Below are 14,661 nucleotides of genomic sequence, written 5' to 3'. Positions count from 1 at the left end.
CGTGAAATCCGCATCGGACACACCCCGGCTGGCGACCGACGGCCTGCGGCTGGCCTACCAGCGGCGGATCGTCATCGACGACCTCGACCTGGAAGTGCCACAGGGGAAGATCACCGTCATCGTGGGCCCCAACGCCTGCGGCAAGTCGACGCTGCTGCACGGGATGGCCCGGCTGCACCCGCCCGGCGCCGGCAAGGTGATCTTGGACGGACGGTCCATCCACAGTACTCCGACGCGGCAGGTGGCCCGCAAACTCGGGCTGTTGCCGCAGTCGCCGCAGGCACCCGAGGGACTGACCGTCGTCGACCTGGTCGGCCGGGGCCGCGCTCCGCACCAGTCCTGGTGGCGACAGTGGTCGGCGGCCGACGAACAGGCGGTGGACGAGGCGCTGCGGGTCACCGACATGACCGACCTGGCGCAGCGTCCGGTCGACGAACTGTCCGGCGGTCAACGGCAGCGCGCCTGGATCGCGATGGCGGTGGCGCAGCAGACGCCGATCATGCTGCTGGACGAACCCACCACGTTCCTGGACCTGGCGCACCAGATCGACGTCCTGGACCTGATCTTCGAGCTCAACCGGACCGACGGGCGCACCATCGTCATGGTGCTGCACGACCTCAACCAGGCCAGCCGCTACGCCGACCACATGATCGTCATGAAGGCCGGACTGGTCATGGCCGCCGGGCAACCGTCCGAAGTGATCTCGGCGGAGCTGGTGGAGGAGACCTTCGGGGTGCCGTGCGAGATCACCGTCGACCCGGTCAGCGACACGCCGCTGGTGATCCCGGCGGGGCGGCATCACCGTGCAAGCCAACCGATCGCTGACTTAACGCGGCGCCGAGCGCCCGCAGCAGCGTGACGCGCAGGGCCTCGGACATCCGCGCCTCGGGCATCCGGCCGTTGTCGACCTCGTGGGCCGCGGCGTGACTGAGCTCGATGGTGACGGTCGCGAACCAGTGCGGCGGCAGCGTCGCGTCGAACTCGCCCGCCGCCTGTCCCCGGGCGATGACCTTCGTGATCCGCTCGGTGATGGGCGCGTGCTGTCGCTCGTCGTCGGCGGTGGGCACCGCGACCGAGGCCAATGCCTTGCGCAGCACCGGATACCGGTTCGCGGCGGCGGTACTGGCCTCCAGCAACCGGAACAGCGCCTCGGTGGCGGATCCGTCCTCAAGACCGGTGGCGTCGATCGCGGCCACGACGTCCTCGGTGATCCTTTCGACGACGGCCGCCAGCAATCGATCCCGGGACGGGAAGTGCGCGTAGACGGTCTGCCGGGTCACGCCCGCCTCGGCGGCGATGGTCTCCAGGCCGGTGTCGGGATTGACGTTGAGCAGCCGCACCGCCGCGTCGAGGATGGCGGTTTCGCTGCGTACGGCGTCGGCGCGGCGGCCGCGAGCGGGGGATCGAGTCATCTCTTACATCCTGTCAAACTTATGGGCTACAGTATCTCTTACATCTGTAAGAGATATGACTCGAACGGAGAACCGTGACATCCCTCGACGCCGATCCGGCGCAGTTCCTCATCGACTTCTACGACGCCCTCAACCACGATCTGATCGAGACCGACGAGGACGCGGCCGTCGTCATCGACCGGTACCACACTCCCGACATCGTCCAGATCGCCGACGGGCACGCGATAGACCGCGAGAAGCTCATCGCGCACACCCGTCCGATCCGCAAGAACAAACCCACCGCGCGCATGGACGTGCACGAGGCGATCGCGACCGGCGATCAGCTCGCGGCGCGGTACACGCTGCACGTGAACAACCGCAAGCGCGACCTCGTCATGGACGTGTTCCTGTTCGCGCGGTTCACACCCGACGGCCGGATGCGCGAATCGCACGTCGTGACCTCGACCAGGTGACGATCACACGCCATCGCGGCCGAACATGTGCCGCCGCCACATAGTGGCCGGGCTCAGGCGTCGGTAGCTTGGCGACATGACGTCGCTTCCATTCGACGAGGGCCTGTCCGGACGCACGGTCGTCATCACCGGCGGCGCGAGCGGCATCGGCCTGGCCTGCGTCCACCGGTTCGCCGCCGCCGGAGCCAAGGTCGTCGTCGCCGACGTCAGCCAGGCCGCCGAACAGGTGGCCGCCGAGGTCGGCGGTACCGCCTGGATCGCCGACCTGTCGAATCCGGACAGTGTGGACGAATGTCCGGTATCGCTGCGGGACACTGACATCCTCGTCAACAACGCGGGCGCCCAGCATGTGGCGCCGCTCCACGAGTTCCCGTCCGAGGTCTTCGCCCGGTTGCAGCGCCTCATGGTGGAGACGCCGTTCCGGCTGATCCGGGCGGTGCTGCCGGGCATGTACGAACGCGACTGGGGCCGGATCGTCAACATCTCCTCGGTGCACGGCGTGCGGGCCTCGCCGTTCAAGGCCGCCTACGTCGCCGCGAAACACGCCCTGGAGGGACTCTCCAAGGTCGTCGCGCTCGAAGCCGCCGAACACGGCGTCACGTCCAACTGCGTGCGGGCCGCGTACGTGCGCACCCCGCTGGTGGAGCGGCAGATCGCCGAACAGGCCCGGCTGCACGGACTGTCCAAAGCAGAGGTCGTGGAGCGGATCATGTTGCGGCCCACCGCCATCAAGCGACTCGTCGAACCCGAAGAGGTCGCCGACAGTGCCCTGTACCTGTGCTCGGGCGCCGCCGCCTTCGTCACCGGCTCCGCGATCACCCTCGACGGCGGCTGGACATCGCACTGATCGCGCCGACAATGGGGACGTGAACGTGCGCATCTACCTCGACCTGCTGGCCCGCGAGGCCACCGCCGTCGAATTCGAGGGCCCCATCACCAAGGCCCGCACCAGCGGCGCCAGCGCCGAGGAACTGGCCGAGCTCGAAGAGGCCAAGCTCGCGGCGCTGCGGGTGCGCGCCCTGCTGGCCCGCCGCGCCCGCCGCGAAGCCGAACTGTCGGCGCTGTTCGACACCGCCGGGGACCTGGCCGGACTGCGCGACCTCGACGCCGTCCTGCAGGCGATCGTGCGCCGGGCCCGGCAGCTGCTGGGCACCGACACCTCGTACATGACCCTGATCGACGACGAACGCGGCGACACCTACATGCGCGTCACCGACGGCTCCATCTCGCCCGCGTTCCAGTCGCTGCGACTGCCGTTGGGCGCGGGTCTGGGCGGCCTGGTCGCGCAGACCGCCTCCCCCTACGCCAGCGCCACGTACCAGGCCGACGCCCGGTTCCGGCACACCGAATGGATCGACTCGGCCGTCGGCGACGAGGGCCTGGTCGGCATCCTCGGCGTGCCACTGAAACTCGGCGACCGGGTCATCGGCGTCCTGTTCGCCGCCGACCGCTCCGAACGCTCCTTCGGACAGGAGGAAGTGGCGCTGCTGTGCTCGCTGGCCGCCCACGCCGCCGTCGCCATCGACAACACCCGACTGCTGCACGAGACCCGCGCGGCCCTCGAGGAACTCAGCGCCGCCAGCGAGATCGCCCGGGAACGCAACGCCGCCGTCGAACGCGCGGGCCGGGCCCACGACCGCATGACCGACATCGTGGTGCGCGGGGGAGGAGTACAGGACGTGGCCGCCGTCGTCACAGACATCCTCGGCGGCGCGGTCCTGGTGCTGGACACCGACGGCCAGCGCCTCGCCGAGGTCGGCACCCCGTCCGGCGACGCGATCCTCGCCGAACTGTCCGACGGAGACGGCGAACCGGCCGTGGTCGCGAACCGAGCCCGCGGCCGGGTCACCCGCCGCGGCCCCGTCTGGATGGCGGCCATCGCGGCGGGCAAGGAGACCTTCGGAACCCTGTTCCTGCGCACCGACACCGAACTGTCCGACGCCGACGAACGCATCGTCGAACGCGCCGCCGTCGTCACCGCGCTGCTGTCGCTGTTCCGCCGCAGCGCCACCGAAGCCGAGGCCCGGGTCCGCGGCGAACTGCTCGACGACCTGGTGAGCGGACGCATCGGCGACACCGACACCCTCGACAGCCGCGCCCGCCTGCTCGGCGTCGACCTGCGCACCCCACACGTCCTGCTGTCCGTACCCCACAACAGAAGCCGCGAACGCGCCACCTTCTGGGCCGCCGGACTGGCCCGCGCCGCCCACGGCCTGAGCACCGCCTACCACGACGAAGTCCTGCTGCTGCTCCCCGGCGACCACCCCGGCGAGGCGGCCCGCAAGGCCGCCCGCGAACTGGGCCAAGCCCTCGGCACCCCCGCCACCGTCGGCGCCGCCGGACCGATCCACCTACCCACCGGAGCCCAAACCGCCCACCGCGAAGCCCGCCGCTGCGCCGAAGCCCTCACCGCCCTGGGCCGCGAAGGCGACGGCGCCAGCTCCGGCGAACTCGGATTCGTCGGACTACTGCTGGGCGGCGGCCAGGACGTCCAACCCTTCCTCACCAGCGCCCTGGGACCGGTCATCGGCTACGACTCCAGGCGCGGCACCGAACTGGCCACCACACTGGAGGCCTACTACGCGGCGGGCAAGAGCCCCTCCAAGGCCGCCGACGCGCTGCACGTCCACGCCAACACCGTCGCCCAACGGCTGGAACGGATCGGGCGCCTCCTCGGCGAGGACTGGCAGCACCCCGACAACGAACTCGAACTCCGCCTCGCCCTCAAGCTGTACCGACTCCACCACGACACGTGACCGCGAGGTCATCCCACCACCCGGGATTATGTCGCCGCATCACATAGGAAGCCCGCCGTGACATCCATAGCATTCGATCTATGACTGCCCCCACAGACAAGCGCAGCTCACTCTCCCGTGTGGTGGGTGCGAGCCTGATCGGCACGACGATCGAGTGGTACGACTTCTTCCTCTATGGATCTGCCGCCGCGCTGGTGTTCAACAAACTGTTCTTCCCCTCCGACGACCCGCTCACCGGCACCCTGCTGGCCTTCCTCACCTACGCCGTCGGCTTCGCCGCCCGCCCCCTCGGCGGCCTGGTGTTCGGCCACTATGGCGACCGGCTGGGCCGCAAACGCCTGCTCGTCATCAGTCTTCTCCTCATGGGTGGCGCCACAGTCCTCATCGGATTCCTGCCAACCCACGCCACCATCGGCGCCGCCGCCCCGATCCTGCTCACCGTCCTGCGCCTCGTCCAGGGCTTCGCCCTCGGCGGCGAATGGGGCGGCGCCGTCCTCCTGGTCTCCGAACACGGCGACGAGAACCGCCGCGGCTTCTGGGCCTCCTGGCCGCAAGCCGGAGCCCCGGGCGGAAACCTGCTGGCCACCGCTGTCCTGGCCCTGCTCGCCGCCTTCCAATCCGACGAGGCCTTCCTGGCCTGGGGCTGGCGCATCCCCTTCCTCCTGTCCGGAGTGCTCGTCATCGTCGGCCTGTGGATCCGACTGTCCATCAGCGAATCCCCACTGTTCCAACAAGTCGCCGACAACCCCGAACGCCTCCCGATCCTCGGCGTCCTGCGCGAACACTGGCGCGACGTCCTCATCGCCATGGGCGCCCGCATCGCCGAGAACGTCTCCTACTACGTCATCACGGCCTTCGTCCTGGTCTACGTCACCGAACACCTCAAACTCCCCAAAGGACTGGCCCTCAACGCGGTCCTCATCGGCTCCGTCATCCACTTCGTCACCATCCCCCTATGGGGAGCGCTGTCCGACCGCCTGGGCCGCCGCCCCGTCTACCTCCTGGGCGCCATCGGCGTAGGCGTCTGGTCCTTCGCCTTCTTCGCCCTCCTCGACACCCGCGCCTTCTGGCCCACCGTCCTGGCGGTCACCATCGGCCTGGTCCTCCACGGCGCGATGTACGGCCCGCAAGCCGCGTTCTTCTCCGAACTGTTCGCCACCCGCCTGCGCTACTCCGGAGCCTCCATCGGCTACCAACTGGCATCCATAGTGGCCGGATCCCTGGCCCCGATCATCGCCACCCTCCTACTCCAGAGCTACGACTCCTCGATCCCCATCTCCATCTACGTCCTGGGCGCCGCCGTCATCACCGCCATCGCGGTCCTCGTCGCCCGCGAAACCCGAGGCCGCAACCTCGACTTCGGCAACCGCCCCCGCCCCGTGAAAGCAGGTGACCACCGATGATCCCCCTGGTCCTCGCCCTCACCGCCACCCTCGTCCCCGCCGCAACCCCTGACACCGACGCGACCCCCGCAGACGTCTACGTCGTCGGCATCTCCTCCGGCGGCTACATGGCCGACCAACTCCACATGGCCCACTCGTCCACCTTCGACGGCCTGGGCATCTTCAGCGCCGGTCCCTACCACTGCGCCCGGGGCAACCTCACCACCGCCCAACTGGCCTGCATGAACGACCTCCAGGACAACGACCCCGGCGCCCTACAACAACTAGCCCGCGACCGCGCCGCCGAAGGCACCATCGACCCCGTCGACAACCTCACCACCAACCCCGTCTGGATCTACCACGGCCGCAACGACTCCACGGTCAAGCAATCCGTCAACGACGACCTGGCCTCCTTCTACACCGACTTCGGCGCCAACGTCTCCTACCGCAACGACTCCCCGGCCGGACACGCCTGGGTCAGCCCGTTGGGCCCCAACGCCTGCGAAACCACCGCCGCCCCCTACATCAACAACTGCGGCGACGACCCCCAATCAGCCATGCTGACCCACCTCCTCGGCCCCATCACCGCCCCCGCCCCCCAACTCTCGGGCGACCTCACCACATTCGACCAAAACCCCCACGCCCCGGGAGGCAACGCCGCCACCATAAGCATGGGCCCCACCGGCTACCGCTACACACCCTCCACATGCACCAACGGCGACTGCCGCCTCCTGGTAGCCCTCCACGGCTGCAAACAAAGCGCCACCACCATCGGCACCACCTTCGTCGAGAACGCCTACCTCAACGAATACGCCGACACCAACAACACCGTCGTCCTCTACCCCCAAGCCACCCCCAGCACCGACAACCCCAACGGCTGCTGGAACTGGTGGGGCTACGGCAACGACCCGAACTATGACACCCACGAAGGCCAACAAATCCAAGCCATCATGAGCATGGTGACCGCCTGAACCGTTGTCACCCAAACGAAACGACGGGGCCCACCCTCCCCAGGGTGGGCCCCGCCGTATCTTTTGCGTTCTAGACGCGGACGAGCATTTTGCCTACGTTTTCGCCGCGCAGCATGCCCAGGAAGGCGTTGACGGTGTTGTCGATGCCGTCGACGATGGTTTCCTCGGTGACGATCTTGCCGGAGGCGAGGTGGGGCGCGATGTCGGCGATGAAGTCCTTCATGCGGTCGAAGCGGTCCAGGACCAGGAAGCCGGTCATGGTGATGCGTTTGCCGATGAAGAGGGCCAGGTTGCGTGGTGCGGTTGGTGGTGTTGTGGCGTTGTATTGGGAGATGGCGCCGCAGATCGCGATGCGGCCGTTGACGTTCATGGAGCTGATGGCGGCTTCCAGGTGGTCGCCCCCGACGTTGTCGAAGTAGACGTCGATGCCGTCGGGTGCCGCGGCTTTGAGTTGTTCGGAGACCGGGCCGTCCTTGTAGTTGAAAGCGGTGTCGAAGCCCAGGCGTTCGGTCAGGTAGGTGACTTTTTCGGTCGAGCCCGCGCTGCCGATGACGCGTTTGGCGCCCTTGAGTTTGGCGATCTGGCCGACCATTTGGCCGACGGCTCCCGCCGCGCCCGAGACGAAGACCGTGTCGCCCGGTTTGAAGTTGGCGACGTCGAGGAGGCCGGTGTAGGCGGTCAGGCCCGTCATGCCCAGGCCGTTGAGGTAGGCCGAGAGGCTGGAGACTTGGGCCTCGTCGACCACGCGGACTTCGGTGGCGTCCAGGAGGGCGCGGTCGCGCCAGCCGCCCTGGTGGAGGACGGTGCGGCCGACGGCGATGTTCTCGGCGCCGGAGGCTTCCACGACGCCGATGGCGCCGCCGTCCATGGGGGTGTTGAGCTGGTAGGGCGGTGTGTAGGACGGGACGTCGTTCATCTTGCCCCGCATGTAGGGGTCGACGGAGATGAAGCGGTTGCGGATGAGGACCTGGCCCGGGCCCGGTTCGGGGAGGTCGGTCGTGACCGTGGTGAAGTCCTCGGGGACCGGCCAGCCTTCGGGGCGGCGGGCGAGGTGGATTTCGGTGGCGGTGTGGGTCATGCCGGAGTCTCCTTCGTGATGGTGAGGGTCACGTCGATGTTTCCCCTGGTGGCGTTGCTGTATGGGCAGACCTGGTGGGCCTGGGCGACCAGGCGTTCGGCGGTTTCGGGGTCGAGGTCGGGGGCCGAGATGGTGAGGGCCGCGGTGAGGCCGAAGCCGCCGTCGACGGGGCCGATGCCGACTTCGGCCGATACGGCGGTGGTGCCCAGGTCGGTCTTGGACTTGCGGGCGACGGTTTGCAGGGCGCTGTGGAAGCAGGCCGCGTAACCGGCGGCGAAGAGTTGCTCGGGATTGGTGGCCCCGCCCGGGCCGCCCATCGCGGTGGGGATCGCCAGGTTGGTTTCGAGGAGACCGTCGCTGGTGGCGACGTGGCCGTTGCGGCCGTCTCCGGTCGCGGTGGCGTTGGCGGTGTACAGGACTCTCACGGTTTCAGGCCTTTCGGTTGCCGGAATGGATGGAATCGGTGATGGCGGTGAGGGTGTCGCGCAGGGCCAGGAGTTCGGCCGTGGAGATGCCCGCGGCTTCGGCGACCTGTTGCGGGACGTCGCGGACTTGCGGGCGGACGGCGCGGCCGGAGTCGGTGAGTTCGACCAGGACGCGGCGTTCGTCGGTGGTGTCGCGGCGGCGGACGAGGTAGCCCATGGTCTCCAGCCGCTTGACGAGCGGGGAGAGGGTGCCGGAGTCCAGCCGCAGCGCGGCGCCGAGTTCGGAGACGGTGCGCGGTTCGGATTCCCACAGCACCAGCAGGACCAGGAACTGCGGGTAGGTCAAGCCGAGCTCGTCAAGCAGGGGCCGGTACAGGCCGGTGATCGCCCTGGTGGCCGAGTAGAGCGCGAAGCAGACCTGATCGCGCAGCTTGAGTTCGTCGTTCACCCTGGAAACGATAGTGGGCGATTAAGTTGTGCACAACTTAATCGGGGTTTTAGTGACGTGACTCATCCCAGAACCGGGTGTTAGTCGGTGGGGACGGAGCGGGTGTCGCGGAGTTCGACGTAGGGCTCGGCGGTTTCGGGGACGCCCGCCTTGATGGCCCGGCCGCGTTCGAGTTCGGCGTTGAGTTCGGCGCCGAACAGGATGGCCAGGTTGGACACCCACAGCCAGATGAAGAAGACGATGATGCCGCCCAGGGTGCCGTAGGTCTTGTTGTACGAGGCGAAGTTGGCCACGTAGAAGGCGAACCCGGCCGAGGCGACCAGCCACAGGCCGACGGCGACGAGGCCGCCGGGCGCCTGGCGCAGCGGGCCGCCGACCTTGGCGTTGGGGGAGGCCCAGTAGAGGATCGAGAAGATCAACGCCACGAGCACGACCAGGACCGGCCATTTGGCGATGTCCCACACCGTGACCGCGGTGGCGCCCACGCCGAGCAGTTCGCCGACGGTTCCGGCCAGTTGGCCGGTGAGGACCACGATCAGGGCGCTGGCGACCAGCAGCACTCCCACGCAGATCGTGACGGCCAGTCGCAGCGGCAGGGTCTTCCATATCGGACGTCCTTCGGGGACGTCGTAGACCACGTTGGAGGCGCGCATGAAGGCGCCGATGTAGCCCGAGGCCGCCCACAACGCTGCCAGCAGACCGACGATCGCCATCACCCCGGCGGTGGCGGGTTGGGCCGCGACGCCGGTGGTCGCGTCGGTGAGGATGTCGCGCACCGGGCCCGGGGCCACGGCGGTCACGTCTTTCATCGAGGTGGTGGCCGACTGGCCGAACAGGCCCATGAGGGACGCGAGCACCAGCAGGCCCGGGAAGATCGACAGGACGCCGTAGTAGGTCAGCGCGGCGGCCGCGTCGGTCAGGTTGTCGGCGTTGAACTCCTTGATGGTGCGTTTGAGCGTCCCGGAGTGAGGGGTGATGCCGGACATGGGCACCTTCTTTCAGACCGCTGCGGTCGGCTCCGTGACGCTCAACGACGGTGACTCAAACGTTCACCTGCACATCTATCACGATTCGCGGGCGCGTGCCTTGCGTACGCGCAACCATTTGATGAGTACTCCGCAGCCGGTGGCCGCCATGGTTATCGCGGCACTCCACACCGGTTTGGGGATGCGGCCCGCTGCCTTGGCTCCGGCGCTGGCGGCCTCGGAGCCCTTCGTCTTGACCGTCGCGGTGGTCTTGCTCGCGCCCGCCTTGACGTCGGCGGCCAGTACTCCGGCGGCCCGCCCCGCGATGTGGGCGGTCTCGCTGAGGCTGGACTTCAGCTCGCTGGTGACCTTGGCGCGTTCCTTCGCGCGGCGCTTCGCGTCGGCGACGGCGCGCTTGGTCGTCTTGACCGGCTTGGTCTTGTCGTTCTTGGTCGCCTTGGCAGTGGATTTGGCCTTGGCGGTCTTGGTGTCGTCCTTGGTTTTCGCCTTGGTGGACTTCGTGTCCGCCTTGGTGGTCTTGCTGCCGCTCTTGGGTTTCATATCAGTAGCCATGAATATCCGCTCCTTGTGCAGAGGTTTACCCAATGGGGCGTGTGTTAAACGCTCCGCAGCCGGTTGTCCGGGGCTGTGAACGGGTAATACCCACCTGATCGATCCGGCTCACTTTCAGACGGTGACCAACAAGGGGGCTCGCCATGACTGACCACACTCGTCACGTCCATCCCACGCCGACGGACGCCGACGCCATTCCGCGCGTGAGCGGTGACCAGACGCTCGGCCTGCTGCGGCACGGATACGGCTATCTGTCCGGCCGGATGCGGGAACTGGGCGCGGACGCGTTCGAGGGACGGATGTTCGGCAGCCGGACGGTGTTCATGGCCGGACACGACGCGGCGCGGCTGTTCTACGACGACGACAAGCTGAAGCGGGCCGGGGCGGTGCCGAGCCTGATCCGGCTGACCCTGTTCGGCAAGCGGACCGTGCACGCCCTCGACGACTCCGAGCACCAGCACCGCAAGGCGATGTTCAACCGGATCACCGCCCCGGCGCGGGTGGCCGAGCTGGCGGACCTCACCGATCGGTTGTGGCGCGAGGCCATCGCCGACTGGACCCGGCGCAGCCAGGTACGGCTGTTCCGGGAGTCGGTGCGGGTGCTGGGAACCGCGGTGTGCCGCTGGGCGGGCATCCCGACCCGGGATCGGGAACTGGAACCGCACCTGCGGGATCTGGCCGCGATGGTGGACAACTTCGGCGCCGTCGGGTTCGGACAGTTGCGGGGCCGCCTGGCTCGGCGACGCGCGAACCGTTGGGCGGCAAACTATATCGAGGCGGTGCGCGGCGAGCTGTTGCGGCCAGGAGAGAAGACCGCGCTGCACGTCATCGCCCACCACCGCGACGGTGACGGGCACCTGCTCGACACCCGGACCGCGGCCGAGGAGCTGATCAACGTGCTGCGGCCGACGGTGGCGGTCTCCTGGTTCGTGTGCTTCGCGGCACACGCGTCCCACACGCATCCACAGTGGCGGCACCGGCTAGCCTCCAGCGACGACGACACCGTGCGGGCCTTCGTGGACGAGGTGCGGCGGTTCTACCCGTTCGCGCCGCTGCTGGCGGCCAAGGCCCGGCGCGACTTCTCGTGGCGGGGCCACGAGTTCCCCAGCGGACGCTGGGTGATCCTGGACCTGTACGGCACCGACCACGATCCCGACCGCTGGCGGGATCCGGACGCGTTCGACCCGCACCGGTTCCTGGAGTCGCCGCCCGACGCCTACGACTTCGTCCCGCACGGTGGTGGTGACTCGCAGACCGGACACCGTTGTCCGGGCGAGGATCTCACCGCGGTGCTGTTGACGCGCACGGTGCGGCGGCTGGCCGAGATCGACTACCACGTGCCGACACAGGACCTCGGCTACTCGGCCAACCGGTTCCCGTCCCGGATCCGCAGCGGCTTCGTCATGACCAATGTGGTCAAGCCGCGCGACGCGCTCACTCCGCCAGAAACCCGGTGATCCGGTCGGTCCAGGTCTTGACGTCGGCCACGGTGGTGGACACGTGCAGTGTGGAATGCGGCAGCAGCTCGCGCAGCTTCTCCGCCGTGGCCACCGGGTGCAGCGGGTCGGTGTCCCAGGCCAGGATCAGCACGGGATGCTGGATGCCCGCGATCGCCTCCGGCTCCGGCAGGTCCGAGGAACCGACTCCACGCAGGACGGACGGCAGCAGCGCGTCGGACACGTCCGGGGTGAACCTGAACTTCGGGTAGTCGGCGAAGATCGGCGGCGGGGCGGCGTTGGCGGCTTCCTTGCGCCAAGCGGCGGCGCCGTTGTTCTCGATGATGTCGGCGGTGTCGAAGTACCACTGTTTCGCCTGGTCGGCGACCTCGTCCCAGGCCACCGGCGGGATCATCAGCACCAGTCTGCGCAGCCGGTGCGGCGCGGTGATCGCGGTGCGCAGCACCGTGTCGGCGCCCAGTGAGGAACCGGTGAAGTCCAGCGGTTCGTCGATGCCGAGCTCGTCGAGCAGCGCCAGGAAGTCGGCGGCGAAGTTCTCGAAGCGGTAGTCCTCGGTGACGGGGCGTCCGGTGGACTGACCGTGTCCACGGTGGTCGTAGGTCAGCAGCCGGTGCTGTTTCGCCAGCGCGTCGAAGTCGAACAGGTCGAGGCCCCGGACGGCGGCGCGGCTGAGCGGGACGCCGTGGGAGTAGGCGACCGGCCGACCGGAACCCTTGAGCTCGTAGGCGATCGTCGCGTTGTCGTGGGTGAAGTGACTGTCCGCCATGGGGTGTGCTCCTCGTCGGGGTCGGCGTCCGACTCCGATAATAAACCCCCTAGGGGTATGTGGCAACCTTCGATTCCGGCCGTGACGAAGGCGATGAGCCGTTCGCGATCGGCGCCGTGGCCGGTGCCGGTCCGGAACTCGACGTCGGCGAAGGCGCCGGTCTGGTAGGCGCTCAGCAGTCCCAGCATGCTGGTGTACGCGAACCGGACCTCGGCGGCGTCGCGCCCGGGCAGCGCCCGGCCCAGTGCGTCCAGGTAGCGACCCTCGACGGCGTCGACCTGGTCGGCGAAGATCTGCCGGGTCCGAGGATTGGCCTCGCCGAGCACCCGGCCGAGGAATCGCGCCACGTCGCGGCCCCGGTCGCCGTGGGCCCGGGTGAGGTTGGCGGCCGGTTCGATGAACGCGCGCACCAGCGCGGCCACGTCGGGTGGCCGTGGTGCCGCTTCGAGTTCGTCCAGGCGGCGGGCGCGTTCGGCGTTGACGGACCGCATGGAGTGGTCGATGACCGCCCGCAGCAGGCCGTCCTTGGAGCCGAAGTGGTAGTTGACCGCGGCGATGTTGGCGGCGGCTGCCTCGGTCAGGGCCCGCGTCGAGGTGGCCTCGATGCCGTTCTCGCCGAACAACCTGGTGGCGGCCGCGACCAGTCGGTCGCGTGTGGACTCGGGGTCTCGCGGCGGCGTCACGGCGGCTCCTTGGTGGTCGACGGCGGTCGGCACATGCTATAACGGTTGATTCAAACGATCATTTTAATCAAGTGTTTGAATTGGAGACGGCATGACCGGGCACAAGGCGATCGTCGTAGGAGCCGGTATCGGTGGTCTGACGGCGGCGGTGGCACTGCGGCGCGCGGGCTGGCGCGTGGACGTGTACGAGCGAGCGGAGCGGATCGCGCCGGTGGGAGCGGGGGTGGGCATCGCGCCCAACGCGGTGAAGGCGTTGCGGTACCTCGGATTCGCCGACGAGCTCCGGCGGCGGGGTCGGCGGCAGACGGGGCTGGCGATCCGGCTGGCCAGCGGGCGGACGTTGGTGAACTTCGCCGCCGAGGGGATCGAGGAGCGGTACGGTGCGTCGTTCTACGCGTTGCACCGTGCTGAGCTGCATCGGATGCTCCTGGGCGGACTCGATGTCGGAACCGTGCACACGGGGCATGAGGCGGTGGATGTCGACGGGGAGTCGGGAACCGTGAGATTCGTTGCGCCGCACGGGGAATCGTCGGTGTCCGGGGACCTTGTGGTTGTCGCCGACGGGGTGAGCAGCCGGAATCGGCAGCGGTTGTTTCCGGAGTACCCGGGGCCGGATTACGCGGGCTACATCGTGTGGCGCGGCATCGTGGCTGCGGAGCGGGCCGCTTCGTTGCGGATGCCCGCCGTGCTGTCGGAGTCGTGGGGGAGCGGGGCGCGGTTCGGGATGGCGGCGATCAACGACGGGCAGATCTACTGGTTCGCTTGCGAGAACGTTGCCGAGTACGAGAATCCGCGGCCGAACCTGGGACTGGTGGCCGAGCGGTTCGGGGGCTGGCATGAGCCGATTCCGGCGCTGTTGTCGGCGACGGAGCCGGAAACCATGCTGAGCCACGCGGTCTACTACCTGCGGGCGCGGCTGCCGAGCTTCGTTCGGGAGCGGGCGGTGCTGCTGGGCGACGCCGCGCACGCCGTGACTCCCGACATCGGACAGGGGGCGTGTCTGGCCATTGAGGACGCGGTGGTCCTGGCGGCGAGTATCGATCGCGCGGGCATCGATGCGGGACTGCGGGAGTATGACGCCGTCCGGCGGCCGCGGACCCAGGCGATGGCGCGGGCCTCGGGGCGGCTGGGCAGGTTGGTGCAGAACCGAAACCGCGCGGTCACGACGGTGCGAGACGCGATGGCGGCGGCGGTGCCCGCGCCGCTGTTGCTGCGGTCGGTGGGCTCGGCCTTCGCCTGGGAGCCACCACGAAGCGGCGGCTGAGAAGCGACCGGCTTGACGGAGGGCTGGTG

The 14,661-nt window shown here is 68.7% G+C and carries 15 protein-coding genes and 1 pseudogene; 8 read left to right on the top strand and 8 right to left on the bottom strand.

Translation table 11 applies throughout. The features are described 5' to 3' along the window. Position 1 precedes the first annotated feature (1 nt). The gene (locus SNAS_RS26380; protein WP_013020539.1) at positions 2-859 is read left to right on the top strand and encodes an ABC transporter ATP-binding protein; all 858 of its coding nucleotides are present in this window, start codon (positions 2-4) and stop codon (positions 857-859) included. On the opposite strand, the gene SNAS_RS26375 is transcribed toward SNAS_RS26380, so the two are convergent. Continuing rightward, positions 762-1,412 carry a TetR/AcrR family transcriptional regulator gene (locus SNAS_RS26375; protein ID WP_013020538.1) on the bottom strand — a complete coding sequence of 217 codons (651 nt, stop codon included), beginning with the start codon at positions 1,410-1,412 and terminating at the stop codon, positions 762-764. The genes SNAS_RS26380 and SNAS_RS26375 overlap by 98 nt on opposite strands. Before the next feature lie 74 nt (positions 1,413-1,486). Between SNAS_RS26375 and SNAS_RS26370 the strand changes: the two genes are divergently transcribed. From SNAS_RS26370 to SNAS_RS26350, 5 genes are all read left to right on the top strand, one after another. Then, complete coding sequence (locus tag SNAS_RS26370) at positions 1,487-1,864, top strand: nuclear transport factor 2 family protein (protein ID WP_013020537.1); 378 nt, start codon at positions 1,487-1,489, stop codon at positions 1,862-1,864. Between the two features lie 76 nt (positions 1,865-1,940). Beyond that, positions 1,941-2,711, top strand: a complete 771-nt coding sequence (locus SNAS_RS26365) for a 3-hydroxybutyrate dehydrogenase (protein WP_013020536.1) — start codon at positions 1,941-1,943, stop codon at positions 2,709-2,711. Between the two features lie 25 nt (positions 2,712-2,736). After that, positions 2,737-4,620, top strand: coding sequence for a helix-turn-helix domain-containing protein (locus SNAS_RS26360; protein WP_013020535.1), 1,884 nt, complete (start codon positions 2,737-2,739; stop codon positions 4,618-4,620). An 80-nt stretch (positions 4,621-4,700) separates the two neighbouring features. Beyond that, on the top strand, positions 4,701-6,023 hold the full coding sequence (locus SNAS_RS26355; protein WP_013020534.1) for an MFS transporter: 1,323 nt from the start codon (positions 4,701-4,703) through the stop codon (positions 6,021-6,023). Beyond that, positions 6,020-6,973, top strand: coding sequence for an extracellular catalytic domain type 2 short-chain-length polyhydroxyalkanoate depolymerase (locus SNAS_RS26350; RefSeq protein WP_013020533.1), 954 nt, complete (start codon positions 6,020-6,022; stop codon positions 6,971-6,973). Before SNAS_RS26355 ends, SNAS_RS26350 begins: the two co-directional genes overlap by 4 nt. A 70-nt stretch (positions 6,974-7,043) precedes the next feature. Here the strand turns inward: SNAS_RS26350 and SNAS_RS26345 are convergent, their stop codons facing one another. The 5 genes from SNAS_RS26345 to SNAS_RS26325 form a co-directional block, all read right to left on the bottom strand. Then, complete coding sequence (locus SNAS_RS26345) at positions 7,044-8,051, bottom strand: NADP-dependent oxidoreductase (RefSeq protein WP_013020532.1); 1,008 nt, start codon at positions 8,049-8,051, stop codon at positions 7,044-7,046. Further along, positions 8,048-8,476 (bottom strand): organic hydroperoxide resistance protein, encoded by a 429-nt coding sequence (locus tag SNAS_RS26340; protein WP_013020531.1) that lies wholly within the window; start codon positions 8,474-8,476, stop codon positions 8,048-8,050. Before SNAS_RS26340 ends, SNAS_RS26345 begins: the two co-directional genes overlap by 4 nt. A 4-nt stretch (positions 8,477-8,480) precedes the next feature. Then, the gene (locus SNAS_RS26335; RefSeq protein WP_013020530.1) at positions 8,481-8,924 is read right to left on the bottom strand and encodes a MarR family winged helix-turn-helix transcriptional regulator; all 444 of its coding nucleotides are present in this window, start codon (positions 8,922-8,924) and stop codon (positions 8,481-8,483) included. Positions 8,925-9,004: 80 nt separating this feature from the next. Next, entirely contained in the window at positions 9,005-9,910 is a 906-nt protein-coding gene (locus SNAS_RS26330) for a YihY/virulence factor BrkB family protein (protein ID WP_013020529.1), read from the bottom strand. A gap of 78 nt (positions 9,911-9,988) precedes the next feature. Further along, positions 9,989-10,462, bottom strand: coding sequence for a hypothetical protein (locus SNAS_RS26325; protein ID WP_013020528.1), 474 nt, complete (start codon positions 10,460-10,462; stop codon positions 9,989-9,991). Positions 10,463-10,605: 143 nt separating this feature from the next. Between SNAS_RS26325 and SNAS_RS26320 the strand changes: the two genes are divergently transcribed. After that, positions 10,606-11,919, top strand: coding sequence for a cytochrome P450 (locus SNAS_RS26320; RefSeq protein ID WP_013020527.1), 1,314 nt, complete (start codon positions 10,606-10,608; stop codon positions 11,917-11,919). On the opposite strand, the gene SNAS_RS37000 is transcribed toward SNAS_RS26320, so the two are convergent. Further along, on the bottom strand, positions 11,897-12,685 hold the full coding sequence (locus SNAS_RS37000; protein ID WP_013020526.1) for an alpha/beta fold hydrolase: 789 nt from the start codon (positions 12,683-12,685) through the stop codon (positions 11,897-11,899). The two genes, SNAS_RS26320 and SNAS_RS37000, sit on opposite strands and share 23 nt — an antisense overlap. Positions 12,686-12,819: 134 nt before the next feature. Then, positions 12,820-13,368, bottom strand: a pseudogene (locus SNAS_RS37825) (TetR/AcrR family transcriptional regulator); the annotation flags it as partial. Positions 13,369-13,459: 91 nt separating this feature from the next. Between SNAS_RS37825 and SNAS_RS26305 the strand changes: the two are divergent. Next, a complete protein-coding gene (locus SNAS_RS26305) occupies positions 13,460-14,632 on the top strand; it encodes an FAD-dependent monooxygenase (protein WP_013020524.1) in 1,173 nt (390 codons plus the stop codon). The last annotated feature ends 29 nt before the right edge of the window (positions 14,633-14,661 follow it).

Source organism: Stackebrandtia nassauensis DSM 44728 (genome assembly GCF_000024545.1).
GTDB classification, from domain to species: Bacteria; Actinomycetota; Actinomycetes; order Mycobacteriales; family Micromonosporaceae; genus Stackebrandtia; species Stackebrandtia nassauensis.
The sequence above is the reverse complement of the archived record's forward strand: the minus strand, read 5'-3'. Positions and strand labels throughout refer to the sequence as shown.